Source organism: Methylophilus sp., from assembly GCF_008015755.1.
Lineage (GTDB): Bacteria > Pseudomonadota > Gammaproteobacteria > Burkholderiales > Methylophilaceae > Methylophilus.
Genome location: NZ_SSGF01000005.1, coordinates 29,965 through 52,930 on the forward strand (window position 1 = coordinate 29,965; position 22,966 = coordinate 52,930).

Consider the following 22,966-nt stretch of genomic DNA (forward strand, 5'->3'; position numbering starts at 1 on the left):
AGTGTTCCTTACTTTTTAGACGCTTTTTGCGCCAAGGCCGCTTGCACGTAGGCCTTAAACAATGGGTGACCGCTACGAGGGTTAGAGGTAAATTCTGGGTGGAACTGGCAGGCCACAAACCATGGGTGTTCTGTTTGCGGCAGTTCAATCATTTCGCACAACTCTTCGCGTGGTGTTCGCGCAGAAATCACCAATCCAGCCGCTTTCAGCTGGTCTACGTAATGGTTGTTAACCTCATAACGGTGACGGTGACGCTCATTGACCTCTGCGCCATAAATGCTGGCGGCCAGCGTGTTGGGCACGATAGGACAGCTCTGTGCGCCTAAACGCATGGTGCCGCCGAGGTCAGAATGCTCGTCACGCTTCTCGATCTTGCCAGAGGCATCTTGCCACTCGTCAATCAGGCCGATCAGTTTGTGCTCCGTTTTCGGATTGAACTCAGTACTGTTCGCATCTTTTAGCCCAGCCACATTGCGTGCATATTCAATCACCGCCAGTTGCATGCCCAGGCAGATACCCAAATAAGGCACTCTGCTTTCGCGTGCATAGCGAATGGCCGCAATCTTGCCCTCAGTCCCGCGCACGCCAAAACCACCTGGAATCAAAATCGCATCCATGCCGTTGAGGTCATTGGTGCCGTTTTTTTCAATATCTTCACTGTCGATATAGTGGATTTTAACTTTGGATTCAGTATGGATACCGGCATGAATCAGGGCTTCAGTCAGCGACTTGTAAGACTCGGTCAGGTCTACATATTTACCGACAAAGGCAATATCGACGATTTCTTTTGGATTGGCCTGCGCGTGCGTAATTTTTTGCCAGGCGGACAAATCAGCCGCTTTGGCAAGAATATTCAATTTATGACAGACGATTTCGTCCATCATTTGCTCATGCAACAAGCCAGGGATTTTGTAAATAGAATCGCTATCAATTGCGCTAATCACGGCCTCAAAAGGCACATTGGTGAACAAGGCAATTTTGCGTTTTTCGTCTTCAGGGATTTCACGCTCGGCTCGACACAACAAGATGTCTGGCTGAATACCAATCTCGCGCAACTCTTTTACCGAGTGCTGCGTCGGCTTGGTTTTCAACTCACCTGCGGTCGGTATCCAGGGCAACAAGGTCAAATGCACATAACAGGCATTGTTGCGGCCTTCTTCAAAGCCCATCTGGCGGATGGCTTCCAAAAATGGCAACGATTCAATATCGCCGACGGTGCCACCGACTTCGACAATCGCGACATCTGCACCTTCGGCGCCGCGTTTGACGTGCGCCTTGATTTCATCGGTAATGTGCGGAATCACCTGCACGGTTTTACCCAGGTATTCACCACGACGCTCTTTTTTGATCACGGTTTCGTAAATCTGGCCAGTGGTGAAGTTGTTGCGCTTGGACATTTTGCTGCTAATAAAGCGCTCGTAATGGCCAAGGTCCAAGTCGGTTTCGGCGCCATCGTCAGTCACAAACACTTCGCCGTGCTGAAAAGGCGACATGGTGCCAGGGTCGACGTTGATATAAGGGTCGAGTTTCAACATGGTGACTTTAATGCCACGGGACTCGAGAATCGCGCCAAGACTGGCGGCTGCGATACCTTTTCCAAGAGAAGAAACAACACCGCCGGTTACGAATACATATTTGGTCATGGATAAGGTACTTAGAGATTGTTACAGACGGGAGAACATTTTACCGTAAAGCCCCTTCGCCGACAATGAACGCAAACGATAAAATCGACCGCTGGCTCGTCATTTTCTTTATACAGGCTTACAATCCAACGCATGCAAAGCGAAATAATCAACCACCCTGGCTTATGGCAACACTTGCTGCCACAGCCGGATGCCACTAGCCACAAATACCGCCGCGGATACGCGCTGATTCAAGGTGGCTACCCGATCACCGGTGCGGCCAGATTGGCTGCACTGGCCGCGGCACGCATAGGCGCAGGCCTGACAGCGATCGCCGTGCCAGAGATTGCTTTCCCCATTTATGCCAGCCAGCTATTAAGTATTATGGCCAAGCCTTACACCACCCCAGCGCAGCACGCAGCGCTGATAAACGACAACAAAGTGAGTGCTTATCTGATCGGGCCGGGCGCAGGCGTCACTGAAGAGACAGCTGAAACAACCTTGCAAATGTTAGGCTTCGGCAAGCCAGTGGTCATAGATGCAGATGCACTGACCAGCTTTGCGGGCCGTGCAGACAGACTGACACCATCCATCGCCGCGCCATGTGTACTCACACCACACGATGGTGAATTTTCGCGGCTGTTTGGCGTCACGCCTGCCCATGAACTCAGCCTGCGTATCACGCAAACACAAACGGCCGCCAGCCAAACCGGGGCCGTGGTACTGCTTAAAGGCGCGCAAACCGTGATCGCTTCGCCCGATGGCCGACAAGCTGTCAACAATAACGCCCCACCCACCCTAGCCACCGCTGGCAGTGGTGATGTACTGGCAGGCATGATCACCGGCCTATTGGCGCAAGGCATGCCAGCTTTTGAAGCCAGTGCAGCCGCAGCCTGGTTGCATGCCGAGGCCGCAACACTGTTTGGGCCTGGTTTAATCGCAGAAGACTTACCAGGCTTACTCCCTGCGGCTATCCGCCAGTGCCAGCACATTTGTGCGAAACCGCCAGACAAATAGCCATAAAAAAAGCGCCATCGCATCGTGTGCAATGGCGCCCTGCTTTTTAAAGCCTATGTTAGAACGGACGTGGTGTTGCAATACCCAACGCTTCGTTCAAGCCAAGTGCCAGGTTAGTCCCAGCCACAGCAATGATGTAACCAGCACCAGTCAAAAGTGTAGCCATACCGCCAACCAGACCCAATGATGTTGGGAACTCAGGAATAATGGAATAACCACCAGAAACCACTTCAACTTCAGTCATTGTTAATTCACGCATAACTTTTCCTTTTTTTAAATTGTTAATCAAAATAGTTGGGTTGTTAACCAGTGAATCTCCTCCACTCAAATCAACACCAACCAAATTAGATTAACACAATTTAATTACATTAAAACCACTTATATTAATAAAAATTAACATTTATGGTTAAAAAAAAGCACTTAATACCGCTTGGTGATTAAATGCAGATCGCTAGATCTCAGATATCCAGAATTGGATAAGTGGCACGTGGCGTGCCGATCCCCAAGGCCTCGTTCAAACCCAGGGCGAGATTCACACCTGCCACACCGATGATGTAACCAGCAGCCGTCAAAATGGTCGCAACGCCACCAAGCAAGCCTAAAGAGGTTGGAAATTCAGGAATAATGGAATAGCCGCCAGAAATAGCGTCCAGTTCAGAAAGTGTTAATTCGCGCATGTCAAAGTTCCTTTTTTTTGAAATCAAAAAACGTTGATAAGTGGTCAACCCAAGCAAATTTTCCCTTCCCAGACCCCACTCACCAATAAACTAATATTAACATAAACAATACAAATTAACAATTTATGTAAACGAGATGTTTTTGATGCTGCGAATGAAGTCATATCATCATAAAGAATAACGCCCCATGATCATGGGGCGTAAGAAAAAGCGTACGCTTGACTGAGCGCTTGCGCTTAGCGACTACGCTGCTTGTTTTTGAGCAATTGATTTTGCTCACGTTTCCAGTCGCGCTCTTTTTCGGTGTCGCGCTTGTCGTGTTGTTTTTTACCTTTGGCAAGACCAATCTGGATTTTGATACGGCCACGCGTAAAATGCATATCCAGTGGCACGATGGTATAGCCTGCGCGCTCGACTTTGCCGATGAGCTTGTCGATTTCTTCGCGATGCAGCAGCAGTTTACGTGTACGGATAGCATCCGGGCGGATATGCGTGGAAGCAGCGCCCAGCGGCGTGATATGACAACCAATCAGGTACAGTTCACCGCGCATCACCACCACATAAGCCTCTTTGAGGTTGGTGCGGTTATCGCGAACTGCTTTGACTTCCCAGCCCTCTAACACTAGGCCAGCTTCATATTTTTCTTCGATAAAGTAGTCAAAAAACGCTTTTTTGTTTTGCGCGATGCTCATAACGCTGGTGTGCAGACTTAAATCACTTAAAATAGCATTTTAACTCAAAACCCAATTCTGTTCCGGCATGATGGTTTAACCTAATGGCACAAGTAGAAAAAAACGTTTTAGTCATGCACTCGTGTGCTGCCATGTTTGATCTGGTAGACCGGGTGGAAGACTATCCCACCTTTTTGCCTTGGTGCGGTGGCAGCGAGCTGATTGAGCGCACACCAGACATCACGCAGGCGACCATTCATATTCGCTACCATGGCATCCAGCAGCATTTCACCACACGCAATCATAAGCAAGCGCCCAACCGTATGGATATCACGCTGATTGATGGGCCGTTTAAGCAGTTGAGCGGCCACTGGCATTTTATTGCCCTGCGTGAAGACGCCTGCAAAATTGAATTTAAACTGGAGTATGTGTTTGCCAACAGCCTGGTCGAGCGCATGATTTCGCCGGTGTTTAGCCATATTGCCAATACGTTTGTGGATAGCTTTGTCAAACAGGCGGACAAGCTGCTGTTGAAATAGCACGGATGCCGAATACACCAGCCGAGATGATGACGGTAGAAGTTGCCTACGCCCTACCAAAAAAGCAAAGCGTTATTGCATTGACTGTCAGCGCTGGTACCACGGCGATGGAGGCTGTCAGCCAATCTGGCATAACCCAGCAACACCCGGAGATTTTGCAGCAGCCGCTGGTGCTGGGCATTTTCGGCAAAAAAATAGCTCCAACAACGCTATTAAAAGCCATGGACCGCGTAGAAATTTACCGGCCATTGCTCGCCAATCCTAAAGAAGCGCGCAGACAGCGCGCAGCTGCCAAAAATGGGAAGTAAAAACCAACTTTTGGGAGCAGCAAACGATTTTGGTTACTCAACTGGACAATTTTCGTCAATCTCTTGCTGCGCCCTGGCCAAGCCTTCTTTAATCTGATCGTCGCTCAAGTACTCTTTCTGGCCGTTTTCATTGACACTCTGCATGCGTCCGCCAACGGCATAGTTGCGATAATTAGACCGAGCGGCAGCACAGTTTTGCCCCTTTAAACGCTCTTGCATCGCCTTTAAAGCTTCGGCCTCTGCCGACGGCGCAGACTCTCGACTTTCTGGCGGTTTTTTATTCGCCGACGCTGACTCCTCTTGGTGGTAGGCGTCTGAGCGCGTCAGTGGCACATCATTAGGCACGGTGGCTGCCTTGATTTTTTGCGTGCCAGCAGGGCCTGATTGTGGCGGCACATCAGAATAATTCATCACGCCTTTTTCATCGCGCCACTTATAGATTTCAGCCTCTGCTTGCAAGCTGCATAGCAAGCATCCCGCCAAAATCAGTTTCCACATCATCTTCATCACGCACGCCCTGCTGTTAATTCAAAAACATCCATGCACAAACCATGCCAAACACTGTCATCATCCTAGTAAAAAATGCAAAACGCTTTGTCAAGGCAAAACGAAATCGGTATAATTATATTTTGGAGATAAGGAATTCACATGCGTTTGTTGCAACAAGCCCTGACCTTTGATGACGTTTTACTCGTTCCAGCCCATTCGAATGTCATGCCTCGCGAGGTCAACCTCAGTACCAAGCTGACCAAAAGCATCACTTTAAATATCCCCCTGTTATCTGCCGCGATGGATACCGTCACTGAAGCGCGCATGGCGATTGCGTTGGCGCAATTGGGCGGCATGGGCATCATTCACAAGAACATGACGATTGAGATGCAGGCGTCGCGCGTCTCCCGCGTCAAACGGTTTGAATCAGGCGTTGTCATTGACCCGGTTACCATCCACCCCGCCATGAGTGTGCGCGAAGTGATGGACATCACCAAACAACAAAAAATCTCCGGCCTGCCAGTATTGCAAGATGGCAAAGTGGTTGGCATTGTCACCAATCGTGACCTGCGCTTTGAAACTAACCTTGATCAGGCGGTCAGCAATGTCATGACGCCGCAAGACCGTTTAGTGACAGTGCCAGAAGGCGCCAGCCGTGAAGAAATCATGGGCCTGCTGCACAAGCACCGCCTGGAGCGCCTGCTGGTCGTGGGCCAAAACTACGAGCTCAAAGGCTTGATCACCGTTAAAGATATTCAAAAATCGCACGACCACCCCTTGGCCTGTAAAGATGAAAAAGGCCGTTTGCGCGTCGCCGCAGCGGTGGGCGTGGGCGAAGGCACTGATGAGCGTATCGACGCGCTGGTTGAAGCGGGCGTTGACGCCATCGTAGTTGACACCGCCCATGGCCATTCGCAAGGCGTGCTGGATCGCGTGCAATGGGCTAAAACCAAATATCCAAAGCTGCAAGTGATTGGCGGCAACATTGCCACCGCTGAAGCTGCGCTGGCCTTGGTAGACCACGGCGCTGACTGCGTGAAAGTCGGCATTGGCCCAGGCTCTATCTGTACCACTCGTATCGTGGCTGGCGTGGGTGTGCCGCAAATTACGGCCATCAGCAATGTGGCTAAAGCACTGGAAAAATCCGGCGTGCCGTTTATTGCAGACGGCGGTATCCGTTTCTCGGGCGACATTTCTAAAGCGATTGCCGCCGGTGCCTACAGCGTGATGCTAGGTGGCATGTTTGCCGGTACTGAAGAAGCGCCAGGCGAAGTTGAGTTGTTCCAGGGCCGTTCATACAAATCTTACCGCGGCATGGGTTCTATCGGCGCCATGCAAAAAGGTTCGTCTGACCGTTACTTCCAAGACAACACCGCTAACGCTGACAAATTGGTGCCAGAAGGCATTGAAGGCCGCGTGCCTTACAAAGGCAGCGTGTTTGCCGTGGTGCATCAGTTAATGGGCGGCCTGCGTGCCTCCATGGGTTATGTCGGTTGTGCAACGGTTGAAGACATGCGCAACAAAGCCGAGTTTGTACAAATCACCAGTGCCGGTATGCGTGAATCGCACGTACATGATGTACAGATTACGAAAGAAGCGCCTAACTACCGCGTAGATTAAGTCTCACTGACTATTATTAAACCAAGCCATAGAGGACACAGATGTCACGGAGAGTAGTTTCTCTTAGACGCTGTGTCCTCTGTGCACTCTGTGGCTAAAAAAATGTCTCATTCAAAAATCCTTATTCTAGATTTCGGTTCACAAGTGACCCAACTCATTGCCCGTCGCGTGCGCGAAGCGCATGTGTATTGCGAAATTCATCCTTGTGATGTCTCTGAAGAGTTTGTCAAAAACTTTGGCGCCGACGGCATTATTCTTAGCGGCAGCCATGCCAGCGTCTATGAAGAGGAAACCGACAAGGCGCCGCAAGCCGTGTTTGAACTGGGCGTACCAGTCATGGGTATTTGCTACGGCATGCAAACCATGGCGCAACAACTGGGCGGCAAGGTTGAGGCAGGCAGCAAGCGTGAGTTTGGCTATGCACAAGTGCGCGCACGCGGCCACTCTGCGTTGTTCCGCGACATTCAGGACGCGACCAATGCTGAAGGCCACGGCCTGATTGATGTCTGGATGAGCCACGGTGACAAAGTCACCGAGCTGCCAGTAGGCTTTAAAGTCATTGCCAGCAACGACACCACGCCGATTGCCGCCATGGCCGATGAAGACCGCCGTTTCTACGCGGTACAGTTTCACCCTGAAGTCACGCATACCAAACAAGGCCAGGCCATGCTGGAGCGCTTTGTACTCGACATTTGTGCGGCCAAACCAGACTGGATCATGGGCGACTATATCACTGAGGCCGTGGCAAAAATCAAAGCCCAGGTCGGCGATGAAGAAGTCATTTTAGGCTTATCCGGTGGTGTAGACTCGTCTGTCGCCGCAGCACTGATTCACCGTGCGATTGGCGATCAGCTGACCTGTGTATTTGTAGACCACGGCTTGTTACGCCTGAACGAAGGCGACATGGTGATGGAGATGTTCGCCGGTCGCCTGCATGCGAAAGTCATCCGCGTCGATGCCACAGAACAATTCATGGGTAAACTGGCGGGCGTCAGTGACCCGGAAGCTAAACGTAAAATCATTGGTGCCGAGTTTGTTGAAGTGTTTAAAGCCGAAGCGGCCAAACTCAAAGCCAGCGGCGCAGGCCACAAAGGGGCCACCTTCCTGGCGCAAGGCACGATTTATCCGGATGTGATTGAATCCGGCGGTGCCAAGTCTAAAAAAGCAGTGACCATCAAGAGCCACCATAACGTCGGCGGCTTGCCTGAGCAATTAGGCCTCAAACTGCTGGAGCCATTACGTGACCTGTTTAAAGACGAAGTGCGCGAGCTAGGTGTCGCGCTAGGTTTGCCGCGCGACATGGTCTATCGTCACCCGTTCCCGGGCCCTGGTCTGGGCGTGCGCATTTTGGGTGAAGTCAAAAGTGAGTTTGCCTTATTGCTGCAACGTGCCGATGCAATCTTTATCGAAGAATTGCGCAACACCGTCGATGCTGCCACCGGCAAAACCTGGTACGACCTCACCAGCCAGGCGTTTACCGTATTCTTGCCGGTGAAGTCGGTGGGCGTGATGGGGGACGGCCGTACTTATGACTACGTGGTCGCCTTGCGTGCGGTAGTGACCAGCGACTTTATGACTGCACATTGGGCAGAATTGCCCTACAGCCTGCTTGGCAAAGTGTCCAATCGGATTATTAACGAAGTGCGCGGCATCAACCGCGTGGTGTATGACATTTCCGGTAAACCGCCTGCCACTATCGAGTGGGAATAACTTTCATTTTTTTAGCCCTGACCTCACCCTAATTAGAGAAAAACGATGAGTACTCAATCCATTATCCTCACTGGCGATCGCCCAACCGGCCCGTTACATCTGGGGCATTTTGTCGGCAGTTTGCGTAACCGCGTCAAATACCAGCATGAATACAAGCAATATGTGATGCTGGCCGACGCACAAGCGCTGACCGACAATATGGATGATATTGATAAAGTGCATCGCAATGTGGTGGAAGTGGCACTGGACTACCTGGCCGTGGGCATAGACCCTAAACTGTCGACCATTTTTATCCAGTCACAAGTGCCTGAGTTGACTGAGCTGGCGTTTTATTACCTGAACCTGGTGACCGTGGCGCGCCTGGAGCGTAACCCGACAGTGAAAGAAGAGATTCGCCTGCGTGATTTTGAGCGCGATATCCCGGCGGGTTTCCTCACCTACCCTGTCAGCCAGGCGGCGGATATTACCGCGTTTAAAGCGACACTGGTGCCGGTGGGCGAAGACCAGATCCCGATGATTGAGCAAACCAACGAGATCGTGCGCCGCTTTAACCGTACCTATAAACATGCCAGCACCAAGCAGGAAATCCTGGTTGAAACCAAAGCGCTGGTGCCAGAACTGGGCCGTTTACCCGGCATTGATGGTAAAGCCAAAATGAGTAAATCATTAGGCAACGTGATCAACCTCGGCGCGACGGCAGACGAAGTCACCAAGGCAGTGAAACGTGTATATACCGACCCGCTGCACTTGAAAATTGAAGACCCGGGCCATGTAGAAGGCAATATTGCTTTTACCTACCTGGATGCGTTTGACACCGACAAAGCCGCAGTGGCCGAACTGAAAGCGCATTACATGCGCGGCGGCCTGGCGGACAGCATCGTTAAGAAACGCCTGGAAGCCGTATTGCAGGAAATGCTGGAGCCGATTCGCACGCGGCGTGCTGAACTGGCCAATGACAAAGGTTATATTTTGCAATTGCTGCGTGAAGGCACTGAACAAGCGCGTGAAGTCGCTGCCAACACCATGAGTGAAGTGCGCGCGGCGTTGGGCTTGACCTACTTTTAAGCGTTTAAACACTGAGCATGAGTCGTGGTTTTGTAAAAGAAGATGATCTGGAGCTGGCCGGGACTGACTTACCGGAACGCCCGCTGAGTCAGCATGCGAACTACGTGACACCAGATGGTTTGCAACAACTACAGCAAACCGTCAAAACACTCGAAAGCGCACGCAGCCAGTACATTGTGCGTAAAGAAGACCCAAGTGCGCAGCAAAAACTGGCCGAAATTGACCGTGACCTGCGTTATTTTGTCGCCAAGCTAGAATCTGCGCAATTGGTAGACCCGGCGCAGCAACCGCGACACACCGTGCTGTTTGGCGCCAAAGTGCAGGTAGAGGACGAAACTGGCCAACAATCCGTGTTTCAGATTGTTGGCGAAGATGAAGCAGATATTGCGCAACAAAAAGTCAGTTATGTGTCACCGGTGGCGAAAGCCCTGCTCGGCCGCAAGGCTGGTGATAGTACCGTCTGGCAGCGCCCGGCTGGCCCTTTGCAGCTGGATATTTTAACTATTGAGTATTAATACCCATCATGAACGTATCACAAGCCATACAGGAACGCCGCTCGATCAAAGCCTATGATCCCACCCATCGCATGACAGAGGCTGAAATCCAGCAACTGTTTTCGCTGGCCATGCTGTCGCCGACAGCTTTCAATATTCAGCACTGGCGCTTTGTGGCGGTGACAGATCCAGTGTTACGCCATCAAATCCGCGCGGTGAGCTGGAACCAGGCCCAGGTGACCGACGCCTCGTTACTGATTGTACTCACCGCAGATTTGAAAGCTTGGGAAAAAGACCCGGCGCGCTACTGGGCCAATGCACCACAGCCAGTCAGTGACTACCTGGTGAAAGCGATTCACGACTATTACACCGACCACGCACAAGCGCAGCGCGATGAAGGCATGCGCTCAGGCGGCATGGCAGCCATGACGCTGATGCTGGCGGCCAAAGAAATGGGCTACGACACCTGCCCCATGGACGGTTTCGATTTTGACGCCGTGGCCAAGTTGATCAACCTGCCTGCCGATCATGTGCCGGTGATGTTTGTAGTGGTAGGTAAAGCACTGGAAGAAGCCAAACCACGTGGCGGCCAGTTGACGATGGATGAAGTCGTCATCTACAACACTTTTTAAAAAAATGCAGGCCAGTTGCCTGCAAAAATAATTTTATCTGCGTGCATCCGCCTTGATCAGCGGCTAAACTTTTGAAGGTTTTACATGTTAATAGCAAACAATATCACCATGCAGTTTGGCTCCAAGCCACTGTTTGAAAATGTCTCGGTCAAATTTGGCGACGGTAACCGTTATGGCCTGATTGGCGCAAATGGGTGTGGTAAATCTACCTTTATGAAAATTCTGGCTGGCGTGCTGGAACCTACCAGCGGCAACGTAAGCCTGGACCCGAACGAACGCATGGCGTTTTTGAAACAGGACCAGTTTGCTTACGAAGACCAGCGCGTGCTGGACGTGGTCATGATGGGCCACGAACAAATGTGGAAAGCCATGCAGGAGCGTGATGCGATTTACGCCAACCTCGAGGCGACCGAAGACGACTACATGCGTGCCGCTGAGCTGGAAGGCGTGTTTGCCGAATATGACGGTTATACCGCTGAGGCACGTGCCGGTGAGTTGCTGTTAGGTGTGGGTATTCCGCTGGAGCAACATACTGGCCCGATGAGTGCCGTGGCACCAGGCTGGAAACTGCGCGTGTTATTGGTACAAGCCTTGTTTGCCAACCCTGATGTGCTACTGCTCGATGAACCAACCAACAACCTGGACATCAACACCATTCGTTGGCTGGAAGATGTGGTCAACAATCGTGATTGCACCATGGTGATCATTTCGCATGACCGCCACTTTTTGAACCAGGTGTGTACGCATACCTGCGATATGGATTACGGCAAGATTACCTCCTACCCGGGCAACTATGATGATTACATGGAAGCCAGCATTGCAGCGCGTAATCAACAAGCCAAAGACAACGCCAAGGCCAAGCAGCAAATTGCAGATTTACAGGACTTTGTGCGCCGCTTCTCGGCTAACGCGTCTAAAGCCAAGCAGGCCACCAGCCGTGCCAAGCAGATTGATAAAATCAAGGTCGAAGAATTCAAGCCTTCCAGCCGCCAATATCCATTTATCCGCTTTGAGTTTGACGACAGAGAAAAACTGCACCGCAACGCAGTAGAACTGAAAAAACTCAGCCACGGCTTTGACAAAACCTTGTTTAATGACGTAGAACTGATGTTTGAAGCCGGTGAAAAAGTTGCCATTATTGGTGAAAACGGCATTGGTAAAACCACGTTCTTGCGTTGTCTGGCCGGTGATTTGACGCCTAAACATGGTGAAGTTAAATGGGCAGAAAAAGCCAAACTGGGATATTTCGCGCAAGACCATGAATACGAATTCGAAAAAGGCGAAGACCTGTTTGAATGGATGACTGCGCAGCGTCAGCAAGGTGATGACGACAATACTGTGCGTAGCATGCTCGGCCGTTTGCTGTTCCCAACCGAAGCGACCAGAAAATCCGTCAAAGTACTCTCCGGGGGTGAAAAAGGCCGCATGCTGTATGGCAAGCTGATGCTGGCAAAAACCAATGTGTTATTGATGGATGAGCCGACCAACCACATGGATATGGAATCGATTGAAGCGCTGAACACTGCGCTGGATAAATACAAAGGGACCTTATTTTTTGTCAGCCATGACCGTGAATTCGTCAGCTCGATTGCCACGCGTATTATTGAAATTAAAGCCGATGGTATTGTCGACTTTACTGGTAACTATGAGGATTACCTGGCCAGCCAAGGCATTGCCTAATGCCCTGCTATCACCGTTTTCAAGTGATACATTCCGTTACACAGCTCGCATGATCAGACAAACACCCGATACATTCGGGTGTTTTAATGTCAACATTGCAATTTCGCAATGATGATTAAAGGAACCATCATGAAACTGAACAAACTGGCATTCGCAAGTCTTCTAGTTGTGGTGTGCGGCACCGCCTTTGCAGAACCCGGCCATGGTTGCGACAAAGCTAAATTTGATAAAGCCAACTGGCAAGAACATCGTCTTGAGCACTTTGAAAAGCATCAAGAAAGATTGCACACTATTTTGCAACTGAGCAGCACCCAGGAAAACGCCTGGAAAAACTATCAGGCACAAATCAAGCCTCAAGACAAAGCTGAGCATCCGGATATGGCTGAGTTAAGTAAACTCAACACACTGCAACGCCTGGATAAAATGGAAGCCTGGGACAAAGAACGTGATACACGCCAGGCTGAACGTGCCAAGGCCGTACGTAGTTTTTATGCGCAACTCAACGATGCGCAAAAGAAAGCTTTTGATGAGAATGCGTTTCCGCAGCATGAGGGTCCACATCATGGTGGCCCCCGCCATGAAAAATAGTACCGTGCGTAAAACCATCCTGGTTTAGTGCAGCAAACCGGCCACAATGGCCGGTTTTTGTGCTCCAATATTCACATTGTAAAGCCTGAGACCTTGTTTATGAATGACGGCCATCCCGAGACACATGTACTGGTAGTAGATGACGATGATGCGATTCGTGATCTGCTGTGTGATTTTCTGCAAGATAATCAACTGATCACACATCAGGCAGCCAATCACGCGCAAATGTGGCAAGCATTACAGCAACAGGTGCCAGATGTGATTATTCTCGATATCAACATGCCGCAACGGAGCGGCATTGAGCTGTGCCGTGAGTTGCGTGAGTCGCCCAAATATCGATTGCTGCCAATTATCATGCTCACCGCGCGTACCAGCTCGCTGGACACCATTATGGGGCTGGAAACCGGCGCCGATGATTATGTGGCGAAACCATTTGAACCACTGGAGCTGTTATCGCGTATCCGTAGTGTGATCCGTCGCGCACGCATGCATGTAGAAAATCCTGGCAAATCCCCTCATGAAGAGTCTGCCGATAGTGGCATTTTGCGTTTCATTGAGTTTAATGAATGGAAGCTGGATATCCATAACCGCACCTTGATTGACCAAAGCAATACTAGTATTCCACTCTCTAATGCCGAGTTCAAGTTTTTGCGTTTTATGTTGCTAAACGCCAACCGCACCTTGAGTCGTGACCAATTAATGGAAGAAATGCATGGCCGCGAAGCAGGCCCATTTGACAGGTCAATAGATTTACAAATCAGTAGATTAAGACAGAAACTTGAAGTGGATACTAAGAGTCCGTCGATGATTAAAACGCTGCGTAATGAAGGCTACCTGCTGACAGCAGATGTCCGTTATCTTAAATAAACCCGCCACGATAAAGACACCACAGCGATGATAAAGAAATTGTTGGGCACCATGTCGGTCCGTATTTTCCTGATTACCGTCATTGGCATTTTGCTCACCGCAACCGTGGTAAGCATGTTGGGTCAACGCGACTCACGCGAGAATGAAACGCGCCTGCGCGATCAGTTTGCATTCGACCGCATCGAGAGCATGATCCGTATTCTCGAAGCCACCGTCCCTGAAAAACGCTCTGAGATTCAGGATGTGTTTAAACGCATGGGCAGCCACGTCACCGTGGGTGTAGAGCCGCCACAAAATGCGCCGCTAATACCGGCAGAGCTCGCCAATCTCAATAACTTGCTGGTGCCAGAGATCGCAGACTTGATCAGCTTATCCAAAGCTAGCCATTGCGCACCGCGTCGCCCGCCATTACCGCCGCCCGGGTTTGGCGCACCGCCACCACATCCGCATGGCCAATGCCTGGCGGTCTATACACATTTAGAAGACAACACACCGATTTTAATTGAACTGCACTACGGAGGCCGCCGCCCACCGGCCGGGCCACCACACGAGCGTAATCCGCTCGCCATCGTGTTGGCTCTACTAGGATTAATCAGCATCATTTGGGCGGTCGCCTCTGTGGCTACCCAACCCTTGCGCAAGCTGGCAAATGCCGCTTTGCAGCTGGCACATAACATTGAACATGCTCCTTTGCCAGAAAACGAAGGCTCTACCGAAGTGCGCCATGCGGCCAAAGCCTTCAACGAAATGCAGCGCAGTATCCTCAAGCATATTCAGGAGCGCGGTTTTATTCTGGGCGCCATTGCACACGACCTGCAAACACCGCTCACGCGCTTGCGTTTACGCCTGGAAAAAGTCAAAGACCAAGACCTAAAACAAGGCTTGATCAAAGATCTCACCGCCACACAGGAAATGGTACGCGAAGGGCTGGACTTTGCCCGCCTGTGCGGTGAAAACATCCACAAAAGCAAAGTAGACCTCACCGCACTGGCCACCGCCGTCTGCGATGATTTTGAAGATGCTGGTCACGCGATGAATACCAGCTTGCCCCCAGAGTCGATCACAATCCTGGGTTCAGCACACCTACTCACACGATGCCTGACCAATCTGCTCAATAACGCGGTGGCTTACGCGCAAACGCCTGCTTTGTCACTCCATACCGAAGGCAAGCAGGTCATTTTTATCATCTCCGACGATGGCCCGGGTATTCCACCACAGGAGTTAAATAACGTGCTTGAGCCTTTCCGCAGGCTGGAAGACTCGCGCTCTCGGCAAACAGGCGGCACCGGGCTGGGCTTAGCTATCGCCCGCATGATCGTCGAAAAACATGGCGGAAAACTGTCGATTAACAACAAACCGCGACCGGCCTCTGGCCTCGTCATTAATATCACGTTGCCACTGCAATAATCGGGTTTGTCACAGCCGCGCCCGGCCATGGTTTTTGTTGAACAGCCCAAGCGCCGCGGTGTAAACTAATGTCCTGCTTGTGGTTTAAGCTATCTAGGCTGGGCAAAATAATCCGCACGCCTTATGTGCCTATTTTGTCAGCGATGGATTTAAAAAACGGAGAAGTGGCAGAGCTGGTTGAATGTACCTGACTCGAAATCAGGCATACGCGCAAGCGTATCGAGGGTTCGAATCCCTCCTTCTCCGCCAGTATTTTGGCAATATGACTTGAGGGTGTAGCTTTTAATAGCTCAGGATTGCAAGGCGCGAATCTCTGGCAGATTACGCCACCAGCCGTACACATCCATGCCGCAGCCAAACACATAGCGGTTAGGCACGGTTAACCCCACCACATCCGCCTGTAGCGGTTTTTGCAGACCATTGTCTTTTTCAGTGAGCACGGCGGTGATGACACGGCTTGCCCCGGCCTGCTGGCAATATTCAACCACCGCGGCCAGTGTGATCCCTTCATCCAGAATATCGTCTAGCACCACCACCGTTTGCCCGGCCAGATCCAGCTCTGGCTGTTTGCTCCAGACAATCTCTTGGCCGGCCGTGCCGTGATAACGGTTGGCTTGCAGGTAATCCAGTCGGGCTGGTATCGCCAGGCGACTCATTAACTGCCCGGACAAGTATAAACCGCCGCGCATCACACATAACAGCACCACTGACTGCTTGTCGGATAAGTGGTAATGTAATTGATCAGCCATGCGATCAATCGCAAGGCTGACCTCGGCGGCGGTAAATACCACCTCCGAGTGAGCAATCCATAAATCTGGCGGCTGTGTCGCGGCTGCAGACATACGACTTAGATGTCTAAGGTCTTCAAGTAGCTTCTAAAGCTGTCGGCAATTTCTGGATGTTTTAAGCCCAGCTCAACGTTAGCCTGCATAAAGCCGAGTTTGCTACCGCAGTCGTAGCGTTTGCCTTTGTAGCGATAAGCCATGACTTTCTCGTGGGCCATCAACGCAGAAATGCCGTCCGTCAGCTGAATCTCGCCACCCTTGCCTGGTTTTACATGCTCCAGACAATCAAAAATGCGTGGGCTTAATACATAGCGGCCAACCACAGCCAGATTAGAAGGCGCTTCTTCTGGTTTTGGTTTTTCTACCATGCCTTTTACTTCCAACAAGTCTTCTGTGAGGGCAACAGCATCTACCACCCCATAGCTGCTGGTTTCTTCCGGCGCCACGGTTTCAATGCCTAAAATCGAGCATTGTTGTTCGGCATACATATCGACCATTTGTTTAGTAATAGACACATCGCCTACCAGCAAATCGTCCGCCAGCAACACGGCAAATGGCTCGTTACCGACGACGGGCTTAGCACATAACACCGCATGGCCCAGACCTAATGCCTGTGACTGGCGGATAAATACGCAACTGACGCCTTTTGGCAAAATGCTGTGCACGATGTCGAGCAGTTTTTGTTTGCCCGCGGCTTCGAGCTCAGCTTCTAGCTCATAAGCTTTGTCAAAATGGTCGGCAATCGAGCGTTTGTTACGGCCGGTGATAAAAATCAGCTCAGTGGCACCGGCGGCAATCGCCTCTTCTGCCGCATATTGAATCAGCGGTTTATCCACCACAGGCAGCATCTCTTTGGGGCTGGCTTTAGTCGCTGGCAAGAAACGGGTGCCTAGCCCTGCCACTGGAAACACTGCTTTTGTAATTTTTTTCATGGTCGTATCCTAGTAAAAATAATAATAAAAATAATCAAAAATGATCTAAATATTGAGTATGGATTTTAATTTTAATAACAGCACGGCACTCGCCAGCAGTGCCGTGATCGCATTCGCAACAATCACCGGCCAATCCTGAATCAGGATGCCATAAACCAGCCACAGCAACACGCCCACTGTAAAAATGGTATACATGGGCAATGAAATACCGCTTAAGTCTCGGGTGCGCCATGATTTTAGCACTTGAGGGACAAATGCTAGCGTAGTACACACCGCCGCTATTGAGCCAATACAGGTGGTTAGCGTCATCATTTTAAATCTTCTACTTCGGCACCAAACGTCTGCAACTTGAGCTTTTTCAACTGGTCACGGTACTGCGCTGCTTTTTCAAATTCCAGGTTTTTGGCCGCGTCGTGCATGGCTTTTTCGATCCGCTTGAGCTCTTTAGTCAAGGTTTTTTCGCTCATGCTTTCATAGCTGGCTTGCTCTTGTGCGGCTTTACGTTCACGCTGGGCTTCGTCTTTGTCATACACGCCATCAATAATATCCTTGATGCGTTTGGTCACGCCCTTAGGCGTAATGCCATGCTCGGCATTAAAGGCCAATTGGATGGTGCGTCTGCGGTCGGCTTCATCCATCGCCAGCTTCATGCTGCGTGTAATCTTGTTGCCGTAAAAAATCACTTTGCCGTTGAGGTTACGCGCCGCGCGGCCCGCAGTTTGAATCAATGAGCGCTCAGAGCGTAAAAAACCTTCTTTGTCAGCATCGAGTACGGCGACCAGCGATACCTCAGGAATATCCAGGCCCTCGCGCAACAGGTTAATCCCCACCAGCACATCAAACTCACCCAGGCGCAAGTCGCGGATAATCTCCACGCGCTCGACTGTATCAATATCACTGTGCAGATAGCGCACTTTGACGCCATGCTCGCTTAAATAATCGGTCAAATCCTCGGCCATGCGTTTGGTCAGCGTGGTAGCCAACACGCGCTCACCCACAGCCACGCGCAATTTAATCTCGCCGAGCAAATCATCCACTTGCGTATCCGCCGGTTTGACCGTGATTTCAGGGTCCACCAAGCCAGTTGGGCGCGCGATCATTTCGACCACTTGCTGTTGGTGATTTTTTTCGTACTCAGAAGGGGTCGCCGACACGAACACGCACTGGCGCATAATGCGCTCAAACTCTTCAAACTTAAGCGGCCGGTTATCCATAGCCGAAGGCAAACGCCAGCCATAATCCACCAGGTTGGATTTACGCGAGCGGTCACCCAGATACATGCCGCCGACTTGCGGCACGGTGACGTGGCTTTCATCAATAATCATCAACGCCTGCTCAGGCAAATAATCAATCAGGGTTGGCGGCGGGTCACCCGGATTGCGCCGGGTTAAATGGCGGCTGTAGTTTTCAATGCCTTTACAAAAACCAATCTCGTTGAGCATTTCGAGGTCAAACCGCGTGCGTTGCTCTATACGTTGCGCCTCAACCAGTTTGTTTTCGCTCAAGAAAAAACTCACGCGCTGACGCAACTCTTCTTTAATAGTTTCCATCGCCTGCACGGTCGCCTCACGCGCCGTCACATAATGACTGGAAGGAAAAATACGGAAGTTATGGATTTTATTAAAGACCTGCCCAGTGAGCGGATCAAACAACTGGATGCTATCGATTTCGTCATCAAACAGACTGATACGCACGGCGGTTTCGCTGTTTTCTGACGGAAACACATCGATAATATCGCCACGCACCCTGAAGCAACCGCGGCTGAAATCAAAATCGTTGCGGTCGTACTGCATGTTAATCAACTGCGTCACAATGTCTTTTTGCGCGACTTTTTTACCCTGATGAATATGCAGTACCATGCCATGGTATTCACCGGGATCACCAATACCGTAAATGGCGGACACCGTCGCCACAATCACCGTATCTTCACGCTCCAGAATCGCTTTCGTGGCCGACAAGCGCATCTGTTCGATGTGTTCATTAATACTGGAATCTTTTTCAATAAACAAATCACGCGAAGGCACGTAGGCTTCGGGCTGGTAATAGTCGTAATAACTGACAAAATACTCGACCGCGTTGTTAGGAAAAAACTCCCTGAATTCGCTATACAGCTGCGCGGCCAGCGTTTTGTTAGGCGCCATCACGATGGCCGGTTTGCCGGTACGGGCAATCACATTGGCCATGGTGTAGGTTTTGCCCGAGCCGGTCACACCGAGCAAGGTTTGAAATTTCAAGCCATCCTCAATGCCTTGCGTCAGTTTTTCAATCGCCTGAGGCTGATCGCCAGCAGGTGGAAACGGCTGGTGTAATTCGTATTTGCTGCCCGGAAAAGTGACGATCACAAGAACAATCTGGAAACAAGAATGGTATAAATAATATTTTAACTGTTTTTTGTAGTCACAAGCGCAGGATTTACAATTTTCGCGGATGTTTGCCGTCTGAACTTTTATCGCAAGAATCAGTCATTTTACAAACGCCAAAATAGCCTCTCGGGAGATCACGTGAAACACTTGTTTTTAGCATGCATGCTACTCAGCACATCCGTTGCCAACGCTTATAACCAGCAGGCACTGATGGAGGCCTATTTTGGTGTCGTCATGATCCGTGGCTACAATATGGACGGGGGCATGGCGTACGGCTCTGGCGTGGTCGTCGCAGATAACAGCGTCGTCACCAACTGCCATGTGTTACGCGCCACCAAGCAACCCTGGGTGTCGCGCGGCGAGGATAGTTACCCAATCACCGAAGTGCGTGCCGATGCCTGGCACGACCTCTGTTTGATCACCACCCACAATATGCCGTTTAAACCGGTGCTGCGCGGCAGCAGTCTCAGCCTCGCGCGCGGTCAGGAAATCACTGCTATCGGCCACTCTAATGGTGTGCCAGCACCCATTACCTCAGTGGGCGAAATTCAGGGGCTTTACCCAACACAACCAGGCAATATGATACGCAGCAGCGCCAAGTTTCTCATGGGTGCCAGCGGCAGCGGCCTGTTTGATATGGACGGCCGATTGGTTGGCATCAATACCTTTAAAACCGCAGGCAACGGCGGCAGTATCCACTTTGCGCTACCTGTAGAGTGGCTGGAAACACTGGCCAAAATGCCAGCCAGCACTGAGTTTCCAGTGCACGGCAAAGCACTCTGGGAAGAGGATGAAGACAAAAAGCCTTTTTATATGCGTGCCGCGGTGCCCGAGTCACGCCAAGACTGGCCCGCCCTGCAAAAAGTGAGCAGTCTGTGGACACAACAAGAGCCGACCAGCGCCGATGCCTGGTTTAGTCTGGGCCTGGCACAGCTCTCATTAAAACAATTTGATGCTGCTGCCAGCGCACTGGATCAAGCGGTGAGCCTGGACCCGGAATTTATAGAAGCCTGGTTCCGGCGTGGCGAAGCTGCTCAACAACTCGGCGATCAGCAAACCGTGCAAAAAATTGAGACGCAATTACAAAAAATTGATCCTTTGCTCGCCTCTGCTTATCAGGCTTACCTCACTTGCGACAAACACTGCCAAAAATAACGGGTTGATTATTTTAGAAAAAACCAGGCGCTGCCGCTTCCACAGCCTTGGTTTTTTGCGTAAAATATTGCGTTTTTCAATTTTTTGCAGTCCGCCATGCGCGGTCTGTTTACGCATCGTCGACCTACAAGGAAGCAATCTTGAGCCAAGCTGCCGCCATCGTGCTGTCTGCACGTGTGTTATCCATTAAAGAATCCCCAACTTTGGCTATTACTGCCAAAGCTGCCAAGTATAAATCCGAAGGTCGCCCGATTATTGGCTTGGCTGCAGGTGAACCAGACTTTGATACGCCACAGCATATTAAAGATGCTGCCAAAGCCGCGATTGACGCTGGTTATACTAAATACACACCAGTCAGCGGTATTCCCTCGCTGAAAAAAGCCATTGTTAACAAGTTTAAAAACGAAAACGGCTTTGACTACGCCTTAAACGAAGTGATTGTCGGCGTCGGTGGCAAGCAAACCATTTTCAACCTGTGCCTGGCCGTGTTAAACCCCGGCGATGAAGTGATTGTGCCTGCGCCTTACTGGGTCAGCTATGCCGACATTGCCATGGTAGCCGAAGCCAAACCGGTGATTATTGAGTGCGGCATTGAGCAAGGCTTTAAATTGCTGCCCGCGCAACTCGAAGCCGCGATTAACGCCAACACCAAACTGGTGATGTTCAACTCGCCTTCTAACCCAACCGGCGCTGTGTATACGCTGGACGAGTTAAAAGCCTTGGGTGAAGTGTTGCTCAAACATCCACACGTATTAATTGCCACCGATGATATGTATGAGCACGTCAACCTGACGGGCGACAAATTCCATAACATCCTCAATGCAGCACCAGACCTGAAAGACCGCTGCATTGTGTTGAATGGTGTTTCAAAAGCGTATTCCATGACTGGCTGGCGGATTGGTTATGCGGCAGGCCCAGCTTACATCATCAAAGCGATGGAAATCCTGCAAAGCCAGTCCACCAGCAACCCGGCCTCGATTTCGCAATATGCGGCCGAAGCAGCGCTGAGCGGCTCACAAGACTGTATCAAGCCAATGGTCGCTGCGTTCCGCGAACGTCACAAATATGTGGTTGACCGCTTTAACGCAATACCAGGCCTCAGCTGTTTAATGGCAGGCGGGGCGTTCTACGCCTTCCCAGATGCGCGTCAGGCAATTGCCAGCCTGCACCAGGCAGGCAAAATCAACGCTGCCACAGACATGGCCCTGGCTGAATACCTGCTGGAACAACACAATGTCGCCGTCGTCCCAGGCTCAGCCTTTGGCGCAGAAGGCTACTTCCGCATCTCGTTTGCCACCAGCATGGAAAACCTGCGCGAAGCACTCGATCGCATTGAAAAAGCGTTGAGCTAAGCAGTAACGGTAAGTCATAAAAAAAGCGCCCAAGGGCGCTTTTTTATTTGAATATTCAAAGCATTAATCTTTAATAAAATCTTTCAGCAAGTTTTGCTGCAAGGCCACGTCGCTAGGCAGACCCGTGCTTGCCATCAGATCAACCACCTCGCTCACCGGCAGGCTGGCAGATTGCACAGTTGCAGACGCATGATCCTGAATCAAATCCTCAATGTGCAGCGCAACCGGGGCCTCTGCCGCAAAGGCGCTAAAGCTGGCACTTTCTGGCATCGTCTCTAGTAACGTAGACAAATCCAGCACATCATCTTTAGACTGAATCGCAGACAGCACTTGCTGCAACAACCAAGGATTCACCGCGTCATCACTGCTATTAGCCACAAAGTCGGCACCCAGCTGCGCGCTTAACGTAATCGTCTGCGACTCACTCACCTGCACCATGCCACCCACAGTGGTTTCAACGGTCACCGCTGCACCGTGACTGGTCACCAAGCGGTCACCCTCACGCAACCAGTCTCCGGCTGCCAGCTGATGATGCTGGCCGCGGGCATCAATCACCTCAGCCACGCCATCTACACTTGCAATTTTCCCAACCATGGTTCGCATCATATTCTCCTGACCAACATTATAAGTCAACACCCTGACAAAGCCTCGGCTGTCAAGGCTTTAAGTCGCCAATATTACAAAAATTTGCTTAAAGCGAGGCGCTGGCAAGCCATTTCTGCATACCGATTTGTCAACCACAAAAAATATAAAATATTTCGCAAAAAGTGGTTGACCAAGGGGCGTGGTCTCAGTAATATAGCGCCTTCAAACGACGTACCGATTCCTCAATAGCTCAGTCGGTAGAGCGCCGGACTGTTAATCCGTAGGTCCCTGGTTCGAGCCCAGGTTGAGGAGCCAAATAAAAAAGGCCTTGCAGAAATGCGAGGCTTTTTGCTTTATTGGTCGCTCATGATGTCTCGCAAGAACATCATATCTGTGCCACCTGTATGA

Annotated in this window: 24 protein-coding genes and 2 tRNA genes; 16 read left to right on the top strand and 10 right to left on the bottom strand. The window is 50.8% G+C overall.

All coding sequences use genetic code 11. The annotated features are described in order from the left end of the window. Positions 1-8 precede the first annotated feature (8 nt). Positions 9-1,643: a CTP synthase gene (locus E6Q52_RS01535; protein ID WP_292817675.1), complete on the bottom strand. Its 1,635-nt coding sequence runs from the start codon at positions 1,641-1,643 to the stop codon at positions 9-11. A 132-nt stretch (positions 1,644-1,775) separates the two neighbouring features. On the opposite strand from E6Q52_RS01535, the gene E6Q52_RS01540 reads away from it, so the two are divergent. After that, positions 1,776-2,639: an NAD(P)H-hydrate dehydratase gene (locus tag E6Q52_RS01540; RefSeq protein WP_292817677.1), complete on the top strand. Its 864-nt coding sequence runs from the start codon at positions 1,776-1,778 to the stop codon at positions 2,637-2,639. A gap of 58 nt (positions 2,640-2,697) precedes the next feature. On the opposite strand, the gene E6Q52_RS01545 is transcribed toward E6Q52_RS01540, so the two are convergent. The 3 genes from E6Q52_RS01545 to smpB all read right to left on the bottom strand — a co-directional run bounded on the left by E6Q52_RS01545 (position 2,698) and on the right by smpB (position 4,008). After that, positions 2,698-2,898: a hypothetical protein gene (locus E6Q52_RS01545; protein ID WP_292817679.1), complete on the bottom strand. Its 201-nt coding sequence runs from the start codon at positions 2,896-2,898 to the stop codon at positions 2,698-2,700. A gap of 199 nt (positions 2,899-3,097) precedes the next feature. Continuing rightward, positions 3,098-3,316, bottom strand: coding sequence for a hypothetical protein (locus E6Q52_RS01550; RefSeq protein ID WP_292817681.1), 219 nt, complete (start codon positions 3,314-3,316; stop codon positions 3,098-3,100). 236 nt (positions 3,317-3,552) lie between these two features. Then, positions 3,553-4,008 (bottom strand): SsrA-binding protein SmpB, encoded by a 456-nt coding sequence (gene smpB, locus E6Q52_RS01555; protein ID WP_292817683.1) that lies wholly within the window; start codon positions 4,006-4,008, stop codon positions 3,553-3,555. An 83-nt stretch (positions 4,009-4,091) separates the two neighbouring features. On the opposite strand from smpB, the gene E6Q52_RS01560 reads away from it, so the two are divergent. Beyond that, on the top strand, positions 4,092-4,526 hold the full coding sequence (locus E6Q52_RS01560; protein WP_292817685.1) for a type II toxin-antitoxin system RatA family toxin: 435 nt from the start codon (positions 4,092-4,094) through the stop codon (positions 4,524-4,526). A gap of 5 nt (positions 4,527-4,531) precedes the next feature. Then, positions 4,532-4,834, top strand: coding sequence for an RnfH family protein (locus E6Q52_RS01565; protein WP_292817687.1), 303 nt, complete (start codon positions 4,532-4,534; stop codon positions 4,832-4,834). A gap of 33 nt (positions 4,835-4,867) precedes the next feature. Here E6Q52_RS01565 and E6Q52_RS01570 read toward each other — a convergent pair whose 3' ends face one another. Then, on the bottom strand, positions 4,868-5,341 hold the full coding sequence (locus E6Q52_RS01570) for a DUF4124 domain-containing protein (RefSeq protein WP_292817689.1): 474 nt from the start codon (positions 5,339-5,341) through the stop codon (positions 4,868-4,870). 141 nt (positions 5,342-5,482) lie between these two features. Here E6Q52_RS01570 and guaB point away from each other — a divergent pair, with 141 nt between their 5' ends. The 10 genes from guaB (at position 5,483) to E6Q52_RS01620 (ending at position 15,635) form a co-directional block, all read left to right on the top strand. Further along, positions 5,483-6,943 (top strand): IMP dehydrogenase, encoded by a 1,461-nt coding sequence (guaB, locus tag E6Q52_RS01575; RefSeq protein ID WP_292817691.1) that lies wholly within the window; start codon positions 5,483-5,485, stop codon positions 6,941-6,943. Positions 6,944-7,045: 102 nt separating this feature from the next. Then, the gene (guaA, locus tag E6Q52_RS01580) at positions 7,046-8,653 is read left to right on the top strand and encodes a glutamine-hydrolyzing GMP synthase (protein WP_292817693.1); all 1,608 of its coding nucleotides are present in this window, start codon (positions 7,046-7,048) and stop codon (positions 8,651-8,653) included. A gap of 45 nt (positions 8,654-8,698) precedes the next feature. Next, positions 8,699-9,718 (top strand): tryptophan--tRNA ligase, encoded by a 1,020-nt coding sequence (gene trpS / locus E6Q52_RS01585; RefSeq protein WP_292817695.1) that lies wholly within the window; start codon positions 8,699-8,701, stop codon positions 9,716-9,718. Between the two features lie 17 nt (positions 9,719-9,735). Further along, positions 9,736-10,233 carry a GreA/GreB family elongation factor gene (locus tag E6Q52_RS01590; protein ID WP_292817697.1) on the top strand — a complete coding sequence of 166 codons (498 nt, stop codon included), beginning with the start codon at positions 9,736-9,738 and terminating at the stop codon, positions 10,231-10,233. Between the two features lie 8 nt (positions 10,234-10,241). Beyond that, entirely contained in the window at positions 10,242-10,844 is a 603-nt protein-coding gene (locus E6Q52_RS01595; RefSeq protein WP_292817699.1) for a nitroreductase family protein, read from the top strand. Positions 10,845-10,928: 84 nt separating this feature from the next. Then, entirely contained in the window at positions 10,929-12,524 is a 1,596-nt protein-coding gene (locus E6Q52_RS01600; protein WP_292817701.1) for an ABC-F family ATPase, read from the top strand. Between the two features lie 129 nt (positions 12,525-12,653). Beyond that, positions 12,654-13,112: a Spy/CpxP family protein refolding chaperone gene (locus tag E6Q52_RS01605; RefSeq protein WP_292817703.1), complete on the top strand. Its 459-nt coding sequence runs from the start codon at positions 12,654-12,656 to the stop codon at positions 13,110-13,112. Between the two features lie 99 nt (positions 13,113-13,211). Then, positions 13,212-13,979, top strand: coding sequence for a response regulator transcription factor (locus E6Q52_RS01610; protein ID WP_292817705.1), 768 nt, complete (start codon positions 13,212-13,214; stop codon positions 13,977-13,979). 27 nt (positions 13,980-14,006) lie between these two features. Beyond that, the gene (locus tag E6Q52_RS01615) at positions 14,007-15,386 is read left to right on the top strand and encodes an ATP-binding protein (RefSeq protein ID WP_292817707.1); all 1,380 of its coding nucleotides are present in this window, start codon (positions 14,007-14,009) and stop codon (positions 15,384-15,386) included. A gap of 158 nt (positions 15,387-15,544) precedes the next feature. Then, positions 15,545-15,635, top strand: a tRNA-Ser gene (locus tag E6Q52_RS01620). A gap of 41 nt (positions 15,636-15,676) precedes the next feature. On the opposite strand, the gene E6Q52_RS01625 is transcribed toward E6Q52_RS01620, so the two are convergent. Genes E6Q52_RS01625 through uvrB form a run of 4 tightly spaced genes read right to left on the bottom strand, consistent with a single transcriptional unit; the run spans position 15,677 to position 19,445 of the window. Further along, positions 15,677-16,228, bottom strand: coding sequence for a hypoxanthine-guanine phosphoribosyltransferase (locus E6Q52_RS01625; protein WP_292817709.1), 552 nt, complete (start codon positions 16,226-16,228; stop codon positions 15,677-15,679). Between the two features lie 5 nt (positions 16,229-16,233). Next, complete coding sequence (gene galU / locus E6Q52_RS01630; protein WP_292817711.1) at positions 16,234-17,103, bottom strand: UTP--glucose-1-phosphate uridylyltransferase GalU; 870 nt, start codon at positions 17,101-17,103, stop codon at positions 16,234-16,236. Positions 17,104-17,148: 45 nt separating this feature from the next. Then, positions 17,149-17,415, bottom strand: a complete 267-nt coding sequence (locus E6Q52_RS01635; protein ID WP_292817713.1) for a SemiSWEET transporter — start codon at positions 17,413-17,415, stop codon at positions 17,149-17,151. Beyond that, positions 17,412-19,445, bottom strand: coding sequence for an excinuclease ABC subunit UvrB (gene uvrB, locus E6Q52_RS01640; RefSeq protein WP_292817715.1), 2,034 nt, complete (start codon positions 19,443-19,445; stop codon positions 17,412-17,414). The genes E6Q52_RS01635 and uvrB overlap by 4 nt, the downstream gene beginning before the upstream one ends. 159 nt (positions 19,446-19,604) lie before the next feature. Here uvrB and E6Q52_RS01645 point away from each other — a divergent pair, with 159 nt between their 5' ends. After that, on the top strand, positions 19,605-20,621 hold the full coding sequence (locus E6Q52_RS01645; RefSeq protein WP_292817717.1) for a trypsin-like peptidase domain-containing protein: 1,017 nt from the start codon (positions 19,605-19,607) through the stop codon (positions 20,619-20,621). Positions 20,622-20,761: 140 nt separating this feature from the next. Continuing rightward, on the top strand, positions 20,762-21,973 hold the full coding sequence (locus E6Q52_RS01650; RefSeq protein WP_292817719.1) for a pyridoxal phosphate-dependent aminotransferase: 1,212 nt from the start codon (positions 20,762-20,764) through the stop codon (positions 21,971-21,973). A 63-nt stretch (positions 21,974-22,036) separates the two neighbouring features. Here the strand turns inward: E6Q52_RS01650 and E6Q52_RS01655 are convergent, their stop codons facing one another. Further along, on the bottom strand, positions 22,037-22,576 hold the full coding sequence (locus E6Q52_RS01655) for a hypothetical protein (protein WP_292817721.1): 540 nt from the start codon (positions 22,574-22,576) through the stop codon (positions 22,037-22,039). 221 nt (positions 22,577-22,797) lie between these two features. Here E6Q52_RS01655 and E6Q52_RS01660 point away from each other — a divergent pair. Further along, positions 22,798-22,873 (top strand) — tRNA-Asn (locus E6Q52_RS01660). Positions 22,874-22,966 lie beyond the last annotated feature (93 nt).

Coding starts and splice junctions, on each gene's coding strand:
- E6Q52_RS01545 (WP_292817679.1), bottom strand. CDS start 2,898: ATGCGTGAATTAACAATGACTGAAGTTGAAGTGGTTTCTGGTGGTTAT.
- E6Q52_RS01615 (WP_292817707.1), top strand. CDS start 14,007: ATGATAAAGAAATTGTTGGGCACCATGTCGGTCCGTATTTTCCTGATT.
- E6Q52_RS01595 (WP_292817699.1), top strand. CDS start 10,242: ATGAACGTATCACAAGCCATACAGGAACGCCGCTCGATCAAAGCCTAT.
- E6Q52_RS01570 (WP_292817689.1), bottom strand. CDS start 5,341: ATGAAGATGATGTGGAAACTGATTTTGGCGGGATGCTTGCTATGCAGC.
- guaB (WP_292817691.1), top strand. CDS start 5,483: ATGCGTTTGTTGCAACAAGCCCTGACCTTTGATGACGTTTTACTCGTT.
- E6Q52_RS01655 (WP_292817721.1), bottom strand. CDS start 22,576: ATGCGAACCATGGTTGGGAAAATTGCAAGTGTAGATGGCGTGGCTGAG.
- E6Q52_RS01565 (WP_292817687.1), top strand. CDS start 4,532: ATGCCGAATACACCAGCCGAGATGATGACGGTAGAAGTTGCCTACGCC.
- E6Q52_RS01560 (WP_292817685.1), top strand. CDS start 4,092: ATGGCACAAGTAGAAAAAAACGTTTTAGTCATGCACTCGTGTGCTGCC.
- E6Q52_RS01600 (WP_292817701.1), top strand. CDS start 10,929: ATGTTAATAGCAAACAATATCACCATGCAGTTTGGCTCCAAGCCACTG.
- E6Q52_RS01605 (WP_292817703.1), top strand. CDS start 12,654: ATGAAACTGAACAAACTGGCATTCGCAAGTCTTCTAGTTGTGGTGTGC.
- E6Q52_RS01550 (WP_292817681.1), bottom strand. CDS start 3,316: ATGCGCGAATTAACACTTTCTGAACTGGACGCTATTTCTGGCGGCTAT.
- E6Q52_RS01540 (WP_292817677.1), top strand. CDS start 1,776: ATGCAAAGCGAAATAATCAACCACCCTGGCTTATGGCAACACTTGCTG.
- E6Q52_RS01635 (WP_292817713.1), bottom strand. CDS start 17,415: ATGATGACGCTAACCACCTGTATTGGCTCAATAGCGGCGGTGTGTACT.
- guaA (WP_292817693.1), top strand. CDS start 7,046: ATGTCTCATTCAAAAATCCTTATTCTAGATTTCGGTTCACAAGTGACC.
- trpS (WP_292817695.1), top strand. CDS start 8,699: ATGAGTACTCAATCCATTATCCTCACTGGCGATCGCCCAACCGGCCCG.
- E6Q52_RS01535 (WP_292817675.1), bottom strand. CDS start 1,643: ATGACCAAATATGTATTCGTAACCGGCGGTGTTGTTTCTTCTCTTGGA.
- smpB (WP_292817683.1), bottom strand. CDS start 4,008: ATGAGCATCGCGCAAAACAAAAAAGCGTTTTTTGACTACTTTATCGAA.
- E6Q52_RS01590 (WP_292817697.1), top strand. CDS start 9,736: ATGAGTCGTGGTTTTGTAAAAGAAGATGATCTGGAGCTGGCCGGGACT.
- E6Q52_RS01610 (WP_292817705.1), top strand. CDS start 13,212: ATGAATGACGGCCATCCCGAGACACATGTACTGGTAGTAGATGACGAT.
- E6Q52_RS01625 (WP_292817709.1), bottom strand. CDS start 16,228: ATGTCTGCAGCCGCGACACAGCCGCCAGATTTATGGATTGCTCACTCG.
- galU (WP_292817711.1), bottom strand. CDS start 17,103: ATGAAAAAAATTACAAAAGCAGTGTTTCCAGTGGCAGGGCTAGGCACC.